The organism is Streptomyces sp. NPDC048473, from assembly GCF_043200155.1.
Taxonomy (GTDB): domain Bacteria; phylum Actinomycetota; class Actinomycetes; order Streptomycetales; family Streptomycetaceae; genus Streptomyces.
Map to the genome: position 1 here is coordinate 1 of NZ_JBICXE010000077.1, position 14,888 is coordinate 14,888.

The 14,888-nt window shown below is 67.9% G+C and carries 12 protein-coding genes and 2 pseudogenes; 7 read left to right on the plus strand and 7 right to left on the minus strand.

Annotated elements, in window-relative coordinates:
- Positions 1 to 679 precede the first annotated feature (679 nt).
- Positions 680 to 1,774 (plus strand): magnesium and cobalt transport protein CorA, encoded by a 1,095-nt coding sequence (locus ACGFU7_RS44545; RefSeq protein ID WP_393704189.1) that lies wholly within the window; start codon positions 680 to 682, stop codon positions 1,772 to 1,774.
- A gap of 603 nt (positions 1,775 to 2,377) precedes the next feature.
- Here ACGFU7_RS44545 and ACGFU7_RS44550 read toward each other — a convergent pair.
- Both ACGFU7_RS44550 and ACGFU7_RS44555 read right to left on the minus strand, forming a co-directional pair.
- Positions 2,378 to 2,602, minus strand: coding sequence for a hypothetical protein (locus ACGFU7_RS44550; protein WP_393704191.1), 225 nt, complete (start codon positions 2,600 to 2,602; stop codon positions 2,378 to 2,380).
- Positions 2,603 to 2,660: 58 nt separating this feature from the next.
- Positions 2,661 to 3,071 (minus strand): hypothetical protein, encoded by a 411-nt coding sequence (locus tag ACGFU7_RS44555; RefSeq protein ID WP_393704192.1) that lies wholly within the window; start codon positions 3,069 to 3,071, stop codon positions 2,661 to 2,663.
- A 344-nt stretch (positions 3,072 to 3,415) separates the two neighbouring features.
- Between ACGFU7_RS44555 and ACGFU7_RS44560 the strand changes: the two genes are divergently transcribed.
- Entirely contained in the window at positions 3,416 to 5,416 is a 2,001-nt protein-coding gene (locus ACGFU7_RS44560) for a family 20 glycosylhydrolase (protein WP_393704194.1), read from the plus strand.
- Positions 5,417 to 5,493: 77 nt separating this feature from the next.
- On the opposite strand, the pseudogene ACGFU7_RS44565 reads toward ACGFU7_RS44560, so the two are convergent.
- A pseudogene (locus ACGFU7_RS44565) lies at positions 5,494 to 5,649 on the minus strand (hypothetical protein); the annotation flags it as partial.
- 24 nt (positions 5,650 to 5,673) lie between these two features.
- The gene (locus tag ACGFU7_RS44570) at positions 5,674 to 5,823 is read right to left on the minus strand and encodes a hypothetical protein (RefSeq protein WP_393704196.1); all 150 of its coding nucleotides are present in this window, start codon (positions 5,821 to 5,823) and stop codon (positions 5,674 to 5,676) included.
- A 244-nt stretch (positions 5,824 to 6,067) separates the two neighbouring features.
- On the opposite strand from ACGFU7_RS44570, the pseudogene ACGFU7_RS44575 reads away from it, so the two are divergent.
- A pseudogene (locus tag ACGFU7_RS44575) lies at positions 6,068 to 6,182 on the plus strand (IS5/IS1182 family transposase); the annotation flags it as partial.
- A gap of 128 nt (positions 6,183 to 6,310) precedes the next feature.
- On the opposite strand, the gene ACGFU7_RS44580 reads toward ACGFU7_RS44575, so the two are convergent.
- Positions 6,311 to 9,271: a glycoside hydrolase family 2 protein gene (locus ACGFU7_RS44580; protein WP_393704198.1), complete on the minus strand. Its 2,961-nt coding sequence runs from the start codon at positions 9,269 to 9,271 to the stop codon at positions 6,311 to 6,313.
- 604 nt (positions 9,272 to 9,875) lie between these two features.
- Here ACGFU7_RS44580 and ACGFU7_RS44585 point away from each other — a divergent pair.
- The 4 genes from ACGFU7_RS44585 to ACGFU7_RS44600 all read left to right on the plus strand — a co-directional run bounded on the left by ACGFU7_RS44585 (position 9,876) and on the right by ACGFU7_RS44600 (position 12,795).
- Positions 9,876 to 11,261 carry an AMP-binding protein gene (locus tag ACGFU7_RS44585; RefSeq protein WP_393704199.1) on the plus strand — a complete coding sequence of 462 codons (1,386 nt, stop codon included), beginning with the start codon at positions 9,876 to 9,878 and terminating at the stop codon, positions 11,259 to 11,261.
- A complete protein-coding gene (locus ACGFU7_RS44590; protein ID WP_393704201.1) occupies positions 11,258 to 11,767 on the plus strand; it encodes a beta-ketoacyl synthase N-terminal-like domain-containing protein in 510 nt (169 codons plus the stop codon). Before ACGFU7_RS44585 ends, ACGFU7_RS44590 begins: the two co-directional genes overlap by 4 nt.
- Positions 11,671 to 12,309 (plus strand): polyketide synthase, encoded by a 639-nt coding sequence (locus tag ACGFU7_RS44595; RefSeq protein WP_393704203.1) that lies wholly within the window; start codon positions 11,671 to 11,673, stop codon positions 12,307 to 12,309. The genes ACGFU7_RS44590 and ACGFU7_RS44595 overlap by 97 nt, the downstream gene beginning before the upstream one ends.
- Positions 12,310 to 12,447: 138 nt before the next feature.
- Positions 12,448 to 12,795, plus strand: coding sequence for a hypothetical protein (locus ACGFU7_RS44600; protein ID WP_393704204.1), 348 nt, complete (start codon positions 12,448 to 12,450; stop codon positions 12,793 to 12,795).
- On the opposite strand, the gene ACGFU7_RS44605 is transcribed toward ACGFU7_RS44600, so the two are convergent.
- Both ACGFU7_RS44605 and ACGFU7_RS44610 read right to left on the minus strand, forming a co-directional pair.
- Positions 12,796 to 13,596, minus strand: coding sequence for a hypothetical protein (locus ACGFU7_RS44605; protein ID WP_393704205.1), 801 nt, complete (start codon positions 13,594 to 13,596; stop codon positions 12,796 to 12,798).
- 15 nt (positions 13,597 to 13,611) lie between these two features.
- A partial coding sequence (locus tag ACGFU7_RS44610; RefSeq protein ID WP_393704207.1) for a WD40 repeat domain-containing protein occupies positions 13,612 to 14,888 on the minus strand: 1,277 nt, incomplete at its 5' end.

Consider the following 14,888-nt stretch of genomic DNA (forward strand, 5'->3'; position numbering starts at 1 on the left):
ATTGCCGAAAATGGGGGCAGAACCTCCATGACCTGCTGCGCTGGCAGGTCATGGAGGTTCTGGTCGGTGCCGTCGTCCCGCCACAGGCCGAAGTACTAGTACACCGCGCCGCTGGGCGGTAGGTTGCCTGGCAGGTAGGCCCACTGACAGCCCGTCCGGGACTGGCACAGGATCGCGCCGACGACCTCCCGCATCCCGCACCTGCCCCCGTGGCCGAGGGCCGCCCGGCCTTCCACGCAGCCAGCACGGGCTCGATCAACGCCCACCGCTCGTCGGCCAAGTCGCTCGGGTACGGCAAACGGCTTGCGCTCAGCCACCCCAGCACGGCCAAGCCCACCGACCAGCTGAATCGCTCCGGACTCACACGATCAGGCGACCACAGAACGGAAATCAAGCCTCATAACGCCCTCTCACAGCGAGCCGTTACGGTGGAAGGCCCGGTGGATCACGGCGCGGACGACGATGTTGTCCATGGGGGCGGCGATCGCGCTGATGCCCCGCACGTTGCCCACCGACTGGACCACGCCCCTCCGGCTTCGGCCTCAGCTGATCCCGTGCGCGCGACACCGGGCAGATTCGTTTGGCTTGGCTTGCGCGAGCGTACCGCCGCAGGCACTGGCTCTGACCTCCCTTTTACCTCCTCCTGGCAGACTGGCCGCAACTGGCGAAGGAGTCCTGCATGTCGATGGTCGGCAACCTGCGTAAAGTTGCCCGTCTGGTGAGGCGGGGGCGCCCGGTGGACCTCAGCCACCCGGCCCGCTCGCCGCTCGGCTCCACCGTCGTCAACTGCGTCATCTACCGCGACGGCGTCCGACAGGAGGCCGCCTTCAGCGTCGAGGAATCCATCGCCCGTGTCCGCAAACGCGGCCACGGCTTCGTCTGGCTCGGCCTGCACGAGCCGGACGAGACCGAGTTCGCGCGGGTCGCCGAGCTGTTCGGCCTGCACCCGCTCGCCGTCGAGGACGCCGTCCACGCCCACCAGCGGCCCAAGGTCGAGCAGTACGGCGACGTCCTGTTCGCCGTCTTCAAGTCGGTCTCCTACGTTGAGCACGAGGAACTGACCGTCACCAGCGAGGTGGTGGACACCGGCGCGATCATGGTCTTCGCCGGGCCCGACTTCGTGGTGACCGTACGGCACGGACGTCACGGCTCCCTGGGCCCCCTGCGCGAAGACCTCGAAGCCGACCCGCGGCAGCTGGCCAAGGGGCCGGCCGCTGTGCTCCACGCCATCGCCGACCACGTCGTCGACGACTACCTGACCGTCACCGACGCCGTCCAGGACGACATCGACCAGGTCGAGGCGGACGTCTTCTCACCGCAGGGCTCCCAGAGCGCCGACGCCGGGCGCATCTACCAGCTCAAGCGCGAGCTCCTGGAACTCAAGCGGGCCGTGATCCCGCTCGGCCGCCCCCTCCAGGTGCTGGCCACTCAGCAGATGCGCTCCGTCGACCCCGAGATACAGGCGTACTTCCGTGACGTCGCCGACCACCTGGCGCGCGTCATCGAGCAGATCACCGGCTTCGACGCGCTGCTCGACTCCATCCTCCAGGCCCACCTCGCCCAGGTCACCGTCGGCCAGAACGAGGACATGCGGAAGATCACCGCCTGGGCCGCGATCATCGCCGTGCCGACGATGGTGTGTGGCGTCTACGGCATGAACTTCGACCACATGGCCGAACTGCACTGGCGCTTCGGCTACCCGCTCGCTCTCGCCGTCATCGCGACCGCTTGCGTCGTCATCCACCGGGGCTTCAAGCGCAACGGCTGGCTGTGACCGCCGATGCTGCGCCCGCGCCTCGCGGGCCGCGTGCATCCCGCACGTCACCGCCACACCCACAGATCATGTGACAGAGGGTGTTCCTGGTGAGCCCGGTCGTCAGCGCCGCCCTCGGCCGGGGTGGGGCTGACCCGGCCGCTGCCCTGGTCATCGCCCGTCGATACGGCTCCGCCCCCAGCATGCCTCGGCTGAGGAGACTTCACCCACGCGAGGATGACGTCAGGAGAGCGGAGTTCGGAGCCGAAACTCCCCGGATTCTCCCCACGGCTCATCCCAGGTTCTGGTGGAGGAGTGGGCTGGTGCCCGCACCGTTGCTCGTGAAGACCGGATGTCGGGCCCGATAACCTGGGCAAATGCTCACCGAAGTCACAGCGACCCGCTACGTCACGCCCTTGCGGGAGGGCGGATCGCTGCCCGGAATCGTCGAGGCCGACGACCTCGCGTGTGAGAGGTGGCGAGCCCCGTCGGATTGTGCCGGCGGGGGCTCTGGGTGTGGCGGCGGGCCCGGCTGTGGGGAGCTCGATGCGGTCTTGTCGGGCTCAGGGTCGTCCACGTCGCTCCTGCTGTGGGGCAGGCGGTGACGACGACGCTGCGGTGCCTTCAGCGAGGGTGCCTTCTGCGGATGGGGAGGACGCTCAGGGCCATGACGGTGCCGTCGTCGTGGAAGGAAATCAGCCCGTTCCATCTGCCGGTTCCGTGGGTGTTGTGCGGGGTCGAGCAGCCCTGGAAGGCGGCCTGACGGTATTCCTCCACACGGCCCTTCTTGATGAGTTCGTACAGGTGCTCGGCCATGCCGGAGAATGCCTCGATGCGTACGGACCCCATACGGAAGACATGGTCCGTGCCGACGAATTTCGTGCCGCCGACCTCGATGTCTGCGTCGTCAACGCTTGACGTGGCGGCGAAGGGGGGGCACGTCGTAGTGCTGTCGTCCCTGGCGTGTGGTGAGGTATTTGGCGGTTTGTGGTCCTCCGCCGGCCAAAGCGGTCAGGTTCGCAGCCCCGGTACGGGCCAGGAGCTGGCCGAACCAGCCGAGGCCGCTCTCGGCTACTCGGAAGCCGTCGACAGTCCGTGCCTGTTTCCCGTCGCGGGCGGGAATGTGAATGGCGTTGGGGTAGGGGATTCCGGGCTTGTCCCTGATCTCGGTGTTGGCGTTTCCCGGAGTGCTCGGTGTGCGGAGGGGGAGAAGGGCTTCGCCAGGCGCCTGCAGCGCATTGACCACGATTCCGCCCTGTCCCATGAGTTCAGTGGACAGCATCAGGCAGGGTGTCGTGTTCCACGTGCCGATGTGCATGCCCTCGGTCAGCTCAGCGCCCTTTACCAGTTGCTGGACGGTGGTGCTGCGGGTTCGCCCTCCCCGTTTGCTCGGCTTCTGGTGGTTTCCTCGGCAGGCAACGAGCGTGATTTTCGACGGCTCGCCGGGCTTCCACGCTTCGAGCAGATCGGGCAGGGACGGGCGGGGCCGATCGCCACCAGAGGTCTACACCGCGTATTGACAAGCGGTATAGACCACTTCATCGTGGTGATGCTCTCTCCACCCCGGCCGTCCAGCGGCAGTGCATCGGGGTGCTACCGCACGCGCCCGCCCCTCGGGTGACCGTCACCCGAGGCTCGTCGTCATGCCTCCGGAGAAGCCTCATGAAACCCTGGTCCTGTCTGCGAACGCTGCTGGCCGGTGCACTCCTGGCCGCCCCGCTCGCGTTCACTCCGAGTACCGTCGCCGGCGCCGCCGAACCAGCCGCCCGGCCCGCTGCCGCTCCCAACTCCGCGCCCCCGGGCGTCGTACCCGCACTCCAGAACTGGCAGGGCGGCATCGGACATGTCACCCTGGACCGCCACAGCCGGATCGTCGTCCCCGCCCACGCCCCCGCCGGGCTGCGCAGGCTGGCCACCCAAGTAGCCGAAGAGACAGCCGAGTTGACGCCGGTGCACCCCCGGGTCGCCACCGGCCCAGCGCATCGCGGTGACATCGCCCTCCGACTGGACGGCGACGCGGACCTCGGTGCCGTGAAACCCGAGCTGCGCCCGGAGGCGTACCGGATCACGATCGGCCGGGGCAAGGTCGACATCGTCGCCGCCGGGCAAAAGGGCGCCTACTACGGCACCCGCACCCTGCTGCAGAGCCTGCTCGGCTCTCCCGACCGCGTGAGCCTGCCGGTGGGCACCGCGGTGGACTTCCCCGACTACGCGGTGCGGGGCTTCATGCTGGATGTGGGCCGCCGCTTCTTCACACCCGAGTACATCAAGTCGTACCTGCACCTGATGGGCTGGCTGAAGATGAACACCCTTCAGCTGCATCTCAACGACAACGAGTTCACCCCGCCGGACGGAGACTGGTCCAAGATGCAGTCGGCGTTCCGGCTGGCCAGTGACAACCCGGCGTTCAAGGGCCTGGCGGCCACTGACGGTTCGTACACCCGGGCCGACTGGGACTCCTTCGAGGACACCGCGGCGGCCAACGCGGTCACCCTCGTGCCGGAGTTCGACGCGCCCGCACATGCCCGGGCCTTCATCAAATTCAAGCCCGAAATCGGCCTGAACGGCGGCAAATCCGACCACCTGGACCTCAGCAAGCCGGCCACGACCGCGTTCATGAAGTCGGTCTTCGACGAGTTCACCCCGTGGTTCCGCGGCCCTTCGGTCCACATCGGCGCGGACGAGTACCCGAAGCAGTACGCGGAGGACTACCGCACCTATGTGAACACCATCGCCTCGCACGTGCGCGGCCTCGGCAAGAACGTGAACGCCTGGGGCAGTCTCACGCGTATGTCCGGCGGCGGAACCGGCTACGACAAACAGATCACCGTCAACAGCTGGAACAACGGCTGGTACGGGCCCAAGGCCGCTATCGCCGACGGGTACAAGGTGATCAACTCCAACGACGACTTGCTCTACGTCGTGCCATTCGCGAACTACTACCACGGCAAGGGCCTTGACGGCCGCTGGATCTTCGCCAGCTGGGCGCCGAACATCTTCGGCGGCGACCAGAACCTGCCCGTCCAGGACCCGGCATTGCTCGGCGCGATGCCCGCCGTCTGGAACGATCTGGTCCACACGGACTACACCGAACTCCAGGTGCACGGGCTGATCGAGAAGAGCTTCGGCGCACTCGCCCAGAAGATGTGGTCGCCCACCGCCGCGGGCACCGACTACCGCGACTTCCTGAACCGGCTCGCCACGATCGGCCAGGGCCCCGGCACCGCCTACCTGCCCGACACCTTCCCCAAGCTGGACGGAGCCGACCTCGCCTACGGACGTGACGCCACCGCCTCCTCCTCGGAGACCGGCTCACTGACCGCCGCGAGCGCGGTGGACGCCGACCCGGCGACACGCTGGGCGAGCAAGTACACCGACGACCAGTGGATCCGCATCGACCTCGGCGCACCCCGCACGTTCGCCTCGGTCCGCCTGGCCTGGGAGTCCGCGTACGCGAAGGACTACGACATCCAGGTCTCCGACGACGGCAGTACATGGCGCACCGTCGCCGAACGCCGCGGAGTGTCGGCGCCTGCCACGGACACCGTCACGTTCCCGCCCACCACCGCACGGTACGCACGCATGCACGGCATCACGCGCGGCACCAAGTTCGGATACTCGCTGTACTCCTTCGAGGTACTCGCGCCGAACGCCGGGAGCTGAGCTCCGGGCCCTGGCCCGCGGAGAAACACGGTTGCGTCCTGGGAAGTGGTGTACGGGTTGGACCCCAGCCCCTTGTCCCGCCAGCGGCGGAAGAAGGCGTACGCGCGTCGCCAGTCGGGGAAGCCGACGGGAAGTGCGCGCCACTTGAAGCTGTTGTCGACGAGGTGCCGGACCGCATCCAGCTCTGGCGGTGGCAGTAACCCTCGGGCTGCCCGCCGCGGCCCTCCAGCCAGGCGGCACCGGCAGCAGCGGACGGATCACGGCCACTCGGCATCCGTCATGTCCGAGTCGTAGTGGCGTTCCCGCTCCGGGTGGTCGGCCGCGTTTCCGTACAGGTGCGCAAAGCAGGCACACGACGACACGCAGGAGTTGGACGAAACCGGAGCGAGCACGAAAGACTGCGACAACAGGGCCTCCTGGAACTCGTGGTGGGTCGCACCCCCGATCTACCAGGAGGCCCTGCCTTCATGCCGATGCCACCGGAAGATCACCCGACGGAGAACCCTGTTCGACCAGCCAAGCCCCGTGATCGGTAGGAGGTCGGCTTCTGAGGTCAAGGCTCCGAGGATGCGGTTGATGCTTTCGGCATTGTCCGGGCTGACGCCATGGGTGGAGGCAGGCGGCGCGGCAGGATGCAGCTGGAGTGCCTGACAACGAGTCCGGGCCCGCGTCGAGCGCACCTTCGCCCGCATGAAGACCTGGGAGATCCCGCGCGACTGCCGACTGAGGAGCGAGCCACCACGCCATGCGCGGGGTCGCCCGCCTTCCTCCGGCCGTTGCCGAAGGCGGGGCAGCACGCGGGATGGCAGCGCACCACCGTTGGTGTGTAGTGCGCTGCCACATCCTCGTCAGAAGCTGCGTTGAGTTGGCGTCCCTTCGTCTCCGGCGGACAGCTCAGGCGATGGTGAGCGCGAAGATGTGGAGGCAACCGGCCGGCGGGGTCCCCGAGTCCGGAAGCTGCACTGCGGTGACGTCCTTGTCCGCGCCCAAGTCGATGTCGGCGCGCCAGACGGTGACTTTCTGATCGACTGGTCCTGTCGGGCTGTTGTGGCGGGGAATGCTGATCGCGGCACGCTTGCCCGTACTGGGTTGGGAACTGACCCAGTCGTCGACGGTCAGGGTGTGGGTGGACACGGCACCGTCCTTGTAGTGCACGGTGAATGTCCCGCCCTGCGATCCGTAGGTGGCCGCGCAGAGAAGGGACAGAGTCGCGCCTCTGCCTGCGACGAGGACTGTCTGCCCGGTGGCCGCGACATTGTCGGGCTCGCCGGCCGGGACGTCGGGCCAGGCGAAGGACGTGCCCTCATGGCGGACTTCGGCCCCCGGTGTGACGCCGGTGTCCGCGAGTGCCTGTGCGGAGTAGCTCTTCTTACTGATGGAGAAGGTGGAGCGCCCCGGGTCCTTGTCGTCGGTGATGCCCACACTGTTGAAGGCCGCAGGGAGCGACTTGTACGGGGTGCTCACCCGTACAGGCCGGGGCTGGGCCTCGGTCTCAGCATCAACGACGGCCCGCACAGTGCCGGGCTGCGCGTCGGCCGCCGGACGGCCGAGCAGCCGGGCCCGCACGGTGGCCGAGCCGTTGCCGGTCACGGTGAAAGGCAGCCGCTCAGGTGTGATCGTGCAGCCGTCCGGTGGGGTGAGCAGGAGCGTTCCCGAGGCCCGTCTGTCACCTGTGGCACGGATTGTCACGGGGAACGAGACGTCCACCGAGCCGCTTTCCGAGGTGAGAGCGACGGGAATTTCGTCGATCCTGACGGGTGAGAAGATCACCCGCCACCCGAGCTTGGGCTCGCGCCAGTAGGTCAGCAGCCCCTTGTTGTGGAAGCCGGGCACGGGCTTCGGGTTGCCGCCGCCTCCGGCGGGTGAGACGGCGAACTCGCTGGAGGTCCAGTACATGAGGCCGACCAGGCCCTTTCGGTCTTTCAGCAGCCGGTTGTACTCGTCGATCATCAGGCCCTGGTAGTACTCGGTGCCCTTGCCGTATCCAGGCCGGCTGGTGACGGCCTCGGCTCCGTACTCGGTCAGGATGATCGGCTTGGTCCCGGCCTTCTTCTCGATGGCCGGGAAGCTGTACTGGCCTCCCTCAGGGTCGACCAGGGTCTGGAAGGTGCCGAGGTACCAGCCGTTGTAGACGTTGACGCTCACGAAGTCGTCGAAGGCGAAGCCCTCGTCCTGGGCGCCCCAGCCGGTGACATGCGTGAACAGGCGTGTGTCGTCGAGCTTCTTGCCGAACTCGGTGATCTGTCGGACGTAGTCGGCGCCCTTGACGGTCTCCGTTCCGTTCTCGTTGCCCACCGACCAGGCGATGACCGATGGGTGTGAGCGGTCCCGGTCGATGAGCTTGGTCAGTCGCTCCTTGCCAAAGGCGATGACCTCGGGGCTGGTGAGTACGTCCGCGTTGAAGCGCTGGGTGACGTTGATCTCCTCGATCACAAGGAACCCGAGCTCGTCGGCAACGTCCAGCTCAGCGGGGGTCGTCGGGTAGTGCCCGGGCCGGTAGAGACGGAAGCCGCGCCGGTGCATCCGCTCCAGTTCCCGCCGGGCGAGGCCGGCGGGCTGGGTGCGGCCGAGGCCGGGATAGTCGCTGTGCCGGTTGAAGCCTTTGAGACCGGTGAGGGACTTGCCGTTGAGCAGGATTTGATCGCGGTCGACCTCCACATCCCGAAACCCTGTCCGTGTGGCCAATGCGGGCCCGCCGTCCGACGGCACCAGCCGCAGCTTGTAGAGGCGGGGGTTCTCCAGATCCCACAGGAGTGGGTGCCCGCCGCCAGGAAGGCTTGTGCTCACTGGCAGTGAGACCACGGTCGGTTCCCCGGACGGCAGTGTGAACTCGACTTTTTGCGGTTGAAGTTGACGCCCTGATGGATCTGTGGCGTACAGTACGGCGGCGATCCGCCCAGCCTTGTTGGTCGTATTGACTCCGGTGGCGCGCAGAGTCAGGGAGCCATCTGCGGCCCCCGTTGCCGTGAAGCCGGTCAGCGAAAGCGAACCGGTTCGGCGCAGGTGAACTGCGGCGAAGATGCCGCTGTAGTTCCAGTACAACGTGGGGTTGAGCGGGAATTCCACGGCCTTGCGGTTGTCGACGACGACGGCGAGCGTGTTGCGGCCCGGCTGTACCAGGTCGGTGACGTCGAAGACGTCCGGGACGTAGCCGCCGCGCGCGGTACCGGCCGGTTCCCCATTCACGAACAGACGCAGGGCGAAGTAGCACGACTCGAAAGTGAGCAGGAACCGTTCGGAGGGGCCTGGCTCCGGGAGGGTGACAGTACGCCGGTACAGCGCCTGGATTCCCTCGGCCGAATTCCACCGTGACCGGATGGCACCCAGCGATCCCGGCACGATCACCCTGGTCATCCCACTGTCGTCGAACCCGGGGCGGCAGGCCGGCGGACGTTCGCCGTCGAGTGATCCCGTAGGCAGCTCAGATGCCGAAGCCGCGATCCACTCTCCACCGAGGTCGGTGTGTCCCTGCTCCGCCTGCCGTCCTGACAGGACCGTCACTCGCACTCGGGTCCGCAAGATTCCTGACGGTGTGTCGGCCTCGGCCTCGAGGTGGTGACTGCCGGGCGGAAACCATGAGGCATCGGTGGCGGTGCGCCACAGAGGTTTCGTCTCGGTGCCCTTCGCATACAGATCTGTCAGTTCCGCGAAGGCGATACCGCCCAGCGTGAACCGTACAGCGGTCGTTCCGGCCGGCGCGGCGACCTCCACGTCCGTCAGGCCGCGCAGGACGGTTGACGTCGGACTTAAGAGCTTGAGTTCGTTCGCGCCACCGTGTTCCGCGGCGCGCGCGGGCAGTGCGGTCGTCATGGGCGCGGCGGCGACGGCCGCAACGACGGCGGCCGCACCGAGCACTGCACGACGGGAAGGCCCATGGGGACGAATGGAATGCGGCTGATCGCTCATACGGGACACCTGAGTTCCTGTCGTTGGGAACTTGCGGAGGAATGTGGCGGCTGCGTCGACGGCGTAGTCAGTCACGAGGAAGGCGAGGAGTCGGCCCGTGGGTCTTGAAGTGCCCTGGCCCGCCCTGTGTCGCGTCTGTCCCATTTTCGGAACGGTCAAAGCGGTCCTGCTCGATTTTCAGACGGCCGACGGACCGTCTGTAGGGCGGAGCAGGAGCGCTCGCACGCACTAACCGGTGGTCAGGCAGAAGCCGGGCTCTCGGATTCTCGGCTACGCGGCCCAGGGCCCTTGGCATGCAAAAATCTCTGACAGGTCCTGCCTGCCGAGGAGGGGTTCGGAGAGCGTCATCGGTTCGATCGCCAGAGCCTTCCTCTACACGAGACTTATGGAACCTCAGTTACACACCACCGAATTGGCCGTTCTCTCCGGGAAGTGTGGCGCTGCCCTCCGTCGGGCAACATGGACTTCTGCCGCGGCAGTTTGGACTTTCCCGTGAGGTGACGGTGGGTACAGCCGTGTCGCAGCAATTGCACGGGGCGTCAACGCCGCCCGCGTGCCGACCTGTTCCGACAGGAGTCGCTGCGTTTATGGGGCGCCGACTGCAGCGGCGCGATGGCAGCTCTTTACGACGTCCGGCAGCACCGGACTCCCCAAGGCTGTCGCCGTTCCGCACCGGGCCATCGCCAACAATATCGCCTGGAAGATCCGCGACTTCGGCTTCACCGACCAGGACCGCTTCTACTTCAAGACACCACCGGTCTTCGACGCCTCCCTCTGGGAATACCTGACGCCCCTCGTCCTGGGCGCCGAGATCGCCATAGCCCCCGACTGGGCCCACCGCGACCCGCGCCACCTGTTGGGTGAGATGCGCGAACGCCGGGTGACCGTCGCCCAGTTCGTGCCGACGCTCCTCAAGAGCGTGCTCGCCGAGGAGGAGGCCGGCCCGCCCGGCTCCCTACGCCGGGTCTTTGTCGGCGGCGAGAGCCTGGATCCCGCCGTGGTCGAGTCGGTGCGGTCGGCGTGGGGGTGCGAGGTGGTCAACCTCAACGGCCCCACCGAGGCCGCCATAGAGACGACGGCCTACCACTGCCGCCCCTCGGACACCTGCCCGCGCACACCGATCGGCCGCCCCGTGCCCGGAGCTCGCGTCTTCATGCTGGGCACGGGCGGACAGCCGCTGCCCCCGGGCTTCGTGGGCGAACTGTGCGTCGGCGGCACCCCGCTCGCCCTCGGCTACGTCAGCCGCCCGGAGCTGATCGCGGAGCGCTTCGTGGTTCTGCCGCTCGCCGACGGCGAGGACCTGAGGGTGTACCGCACGGGCGACCTGGCCCGCTGGACGGCGGACGGGGAGCTGGAGTACTTCGGCCGCGACGACTCCCAGGTCAAACTGCGCGGTATCCGCGTCGAGTCGGACGAGATCCGCGGCCTGGCCCTCGGGCACCCGGACGTCGACGACGCCGCCGTGGTCGTACGACGCGACCGGGACGACGCCGTGGTCGCCCATGTGACGGGAAGCGCCGACCTGGACGGCGCCGCCGTCAGGGCCTGTCTCGCCGAACGCCTGCCGTCCGCCCTCGTCCCCGCCCAGGTGGTCCGGCTCGACGCGCTGCCGGTGACGGCGAGCGGGAAGCTCGACACCCGCGCCCTGCCGACCCCGCCGGCCGGCGACACGGTCGCCGGAGCCGAGGCACCCCGCTCCGCGCTGGAGTCACGCTTGGCCGCACTGTGGGCCGAGGTCCTCGCGACCACCGCGGACCGTGTGCCCCGCGACGCCGGACTGTTCGAACTCGGCGGCAGCTCACTGTCGTTGATCCGCCTTCACCGGCGCATCAGAGAGGAGATCTCGTCCTCCCTCGCGGTGACCGATCTGTTCAAGTATCCGACGGTCGCCGCGGTGGCCAGGGCCGTCGCGTCCGTTCCAGCCGAGGAGACGTCATGACCGATTCCCACCCCGAGCACGCCGTAGCGATCGTCGGTCTCGCCGGGCGGTTCCCTGGCGGTGGGGACGTCGCCTCCTACTGGCAGCGGCTGCGGAGCGGAGAGTCGGCAGTCCGGCACATGGACGCAGCAGTCGCCGCACCGGCCGGGACGTGTCATATGCCGGTGGCCGGAGTCCTCGACGACGTCGACCTCTTCGACGCGGAGTACTTCGGCATCGCGCCCGTCGAGGCCGCCGCCATGGACCCGCAGCACCGCCTGTTCCTCGAAGCGGCCGTGCACGCCTTGGAAGACGCGGGCTGGGCCGACTCGCCCGACGCCCGGGTAGGCGTCTTCTGCGGCAGCGGGGAGAACCGCTACGCCGCCCTCGCCGACCGGGACGACTCGGTCGCCCGGACCTACCTCGAGCAGTGGGGAACCCCCCCTCGCTTCCTCTGCGGGTCTCCTACCACCTCGGCCTGCGCGGCCACAGCGTCCACGTCAGCAGCCTGTGCTCGACCTCGCTGACGGCAGTGCACCTGGCCCGGCGCAGCCTGCTCGCCGGTGACTGCGACCTCGCCCTCGCCGGCGCCGTCGCCGTCCAACTGCCCGGCGAGCAGGGCTACGTCTGGCGCGACGGCGCGGTGACCTCGCCGACCGGCGTGTGCCGCCCCTTCGACGCGGCGGCGGACGGCACCGTGCCCGGCAGCGGAGTCGGGATCGTCGTCCTGCGCCGGCTCGACGACGCACTGCGCGACGGGGACACCGTGCACGCGGTGATCCGCGGTTCGGCCCTGAACAACGACGGCGCCGACCGGTTGAGCTTCGCCGCGCCGTCGGTGAACGGCCGGCGCAACGTCATCCTCGCCGCCGCCGACGACGCCGGGATCGACCTGGGCTCCGTCGGCTTCGTCGAGGCCCACGGCACGGGCACGGCGCTCGGCGACCCCGTGGAACTGGTCGCGCTGCGCGAGGCCCGCGCCGCGCACAAGGCCCGAGGGCCTCTGGCCGTGGAACAGGCGCCTGCGGCGGGCGGGCAGCCGGTTCGAGCCGGGCGAAAGGCTACTTGACCAGGAAACCTGTTCGAGCCACGTCGTGCGATGCCCTTGCGGGAGGCAGCTGTGTGCTGGGAACCTGCCCCTGTTGATCCTGTATCACTGATCGTGGCAGCCTTGGCGGCGGGCGCACTGGCAGGTGCGAAGGACGCAATGACGAGCACGGTGGCCGACGCGTACGCGGGGCTCAAGACGCTGGTGCTGAGTCGCCTGAGCGGGGAACCGGCAGGCGAGAGAGCCTTGCAAGGACTTGAAGAGAATCCGGAGGCCGGGCGGGCGACCCTCAGGGCGGAACTGCAACGTGTCGGCGCAGGGGACGACGAACAACTGGTTGTGGCCGCACGGGAGTTGTCGGCGATGCTTGACGCGCGCAACCGAAAGGCGGATCGGTACACCGTGGACGCCAGAGGCGCTCAGGGCGTCCTGATCGGCGATCACGGCACGCAGAACAACGACTTCAATGTGCCGCCATCCCCGCCGCCGGATGACGCCGGGGCCTAGTCAGCCGGGCGCGACGAGGTCTGCTGTCCGAGGGTCGGGACGCCATTCGGCACGGGAACGTCGTAGCTGCCAGGTCTCGGACCAAGTGCCTGTGACTTGGCGTACGGAAGGGCCCTCGTCGGTGTCTACCCGTACGTTGAGTTCCCCCCAGGGGACGAAGAGGCAGAATCCGTTTCCAGCGGCGATGTCCGACGCGCTGAAGCGCACCGGCCCGCCGCGCGGGCCAATGTAAGTGCCCAGATGCAGGTAGGGGAGTTCCAGCCAACGGCCTGCGCCAAGCCAGCTGCCACTGCTCAGCATGGACCGTATACCGAATCCGGGTGTCCCATCGCGTTTGCGAACCGTGAATTCGTTGAAGTGACGCCCTGTTCGTTCGATATGGCGCGGTATGGGCTGGTACTCGGGGACGAGACCGTCGGGGACCAGCGTCCACTCCTCCCGCCGGTCGCCGGCGACAAGGAGCCGTGCGGGAACTCGGGAGGGCGGCGATGGGATGTCGAAGCGCAGTTGCAGGAATGGTTCGTCTCGTTCGCTGTTGCCCATGATGCCTGCCGCGTGCGCGATGAGTCCTCCTGGATCGACGCCATCGGATGTGGTGCTGGACGTAGTGATGAACGCCTCGCCGAAGTGCCGGTAGGAGCCTGCTGGTTCGACTCCCTCCGCGTACCAGACGAAGGCGACGCCCTCCAGGTGGGGGCAGTGAACGAAGTTGGCGAACTTGACGCATCGGATACCCACGAACGATCCGTCGGCAAGTGAATGGGCTCGGTAGCAGCTGACGTGCGGGCCTGAATCGAACATGCTCTCTTCCTCGGATCACGGCACAGGGTCCTGGACACCATGGGACAGAAGGCGGAACAGGTACACGCCGGACTCGCCGACAGCGCAGAGGAGCGGCCGGCTGGGATGCCAGGCCAATCGAAGCAGCGGTGTGACAATGCGTGCCCCGCACCAGGGCTTGTCGTCACCGGTACGCCACATCCGAATCCGGCGATCGACGATGTCGACGGTGATGAGCGTTCCATCGGGCGCAAAGACGCAGTCGGCGACGCCACTGGTGTGCCGGCCCAGGGTCCGGATCAGTCGGCCGGAGGCAACATCCCAGATCTTCGCAGTCCTGTCGTGGCTCGTGGAAGCGATAAGACTGCCGTCAGGTGAGAAGGCACAGCTGCTGACCAGGTCGGTATGGCCGGTCAGCACTGCTCGTGGCGCGCCCGTGGCGGTCTCCCAGAGGCGGACCGTGTGATCGTGGCCGGCCGATGCGATGAGGCTGCCGTCGGGCGAGAACACACAAGTTGAGACTGCGCCGGTGTGGCCGACCAGCGTGCGCAGTGGCTGCCCCGTGACGGTCTCCCAGAGGCGGACCGTGTCATCACGGGCGGCTGAGGCGATGATGTTGCCGTCGGGCGAGAAGGCGCAGTCGGCGACCGGTTCGCCATGACCGGTCAGGATGGTGCGTGCCGTGCCGGTCAGCGTGTCCCAGAGGCGGACCGTGTGATCGTGACCGGCCGTCGCGAGAAGGGCACCGTCCGGGGAGAACGCGCATCCGCCGACGGTGTCGCTGTGCCCCTCGAACACCTGCCGTAGGGCTCCGCTGGCCACGTCCCAGACTCGGACTGCTCTCTCGTAGCCCGCGGTGGCCAGGGTCAAACCGTCGGGAGAGAACGCGCAGGCGTATTCCCACCTCGGTGAAGGCTGCGACCGGTCGGACTCGGCTGTGGTCTGCCAGAGCCGCAACCTCCAGTCGTGGCTGGCGGTGGCGAGGAGTGTTCCGTCCGGGGAGAAGGCGCAGGAGGTGACGGTTTCGCAGTGGTCTGAGAGGACGGTGAGTTGTTCGCCGGTCGTCACGTCCCACAGGCGGGCTGTCAGGTCTTGCCCTGCGGTTGCTATGAGGGCGCCGTCCGGCGAGAAGGTGCATGCCAGTACGCCTGCCTCGTGTCCGGCGAGGACCTTGGTCGAAGAGCCGGTGGCGGTGTCCCACAAGCGCACGGTGTGGTCGTGGCTGGCGGTGGCGAGGAGTGTTCCGTCCGGGGAGAAGGCGCAGGAGGTGACGGTTTCGCAGTGGTCTGAGAGGACGGTGAGTTGTTCGCCGG

Bases quoted from the DNA above. Each gene is read 5' to 3' on its own strand.
- ACGFU7_RS44600 (WP_393704204.1), top strand. From the start codon at position 12,448: ATGACGAGCACGGTGGCCGACGCGTACGCGGGGCTCAAGACGCTGGTG.
- ACGFU7_RS44550 (WP_393704191.1), bottom strand. From the start codon at position 2,602: ATGGGGTCCGTACGCATCGAGGCATTCTCCGGCATGGCCGAGCACCTG.
- ACGFU7_RS44555 (WP_393704192.1), bottom strand. From the start codon at position 3,071: ATGCACATCGGCACGTGGAACACGACACCCTGCCTGATGCTGTCCACT.
- ACGFU7_RS44545 (WP_393704189.1), top strand. From the start codon at position 680: ATGTCGATGGTCGGCAACCTGCGTAAAGTTGCCCGTCTGGTGAGGCGG.
- ACGFU7_RS44605 (WP_393704205.1), bottom strand. From the start codon at position 13,596: ATGTTCGATTCAGGCCCGCACGTCAGCTGCTACCGAGCCCATTCACTT.
- ACGFU7_RS44560 (WP_393704194.1), top strand. From the start codon at position 3,416: ATGAAACCCTGGTCCTGTCTGCGAACGCTGCTGGCCGGTGCACTCCTG.
- ACGFU7_RS44590 (WP_393704201.1), top strand. From the start codon at position 11,258: ATGACCGATTCCCACCCCGAGCACGCCGTAGCGATCGTCGGTCTCGCC.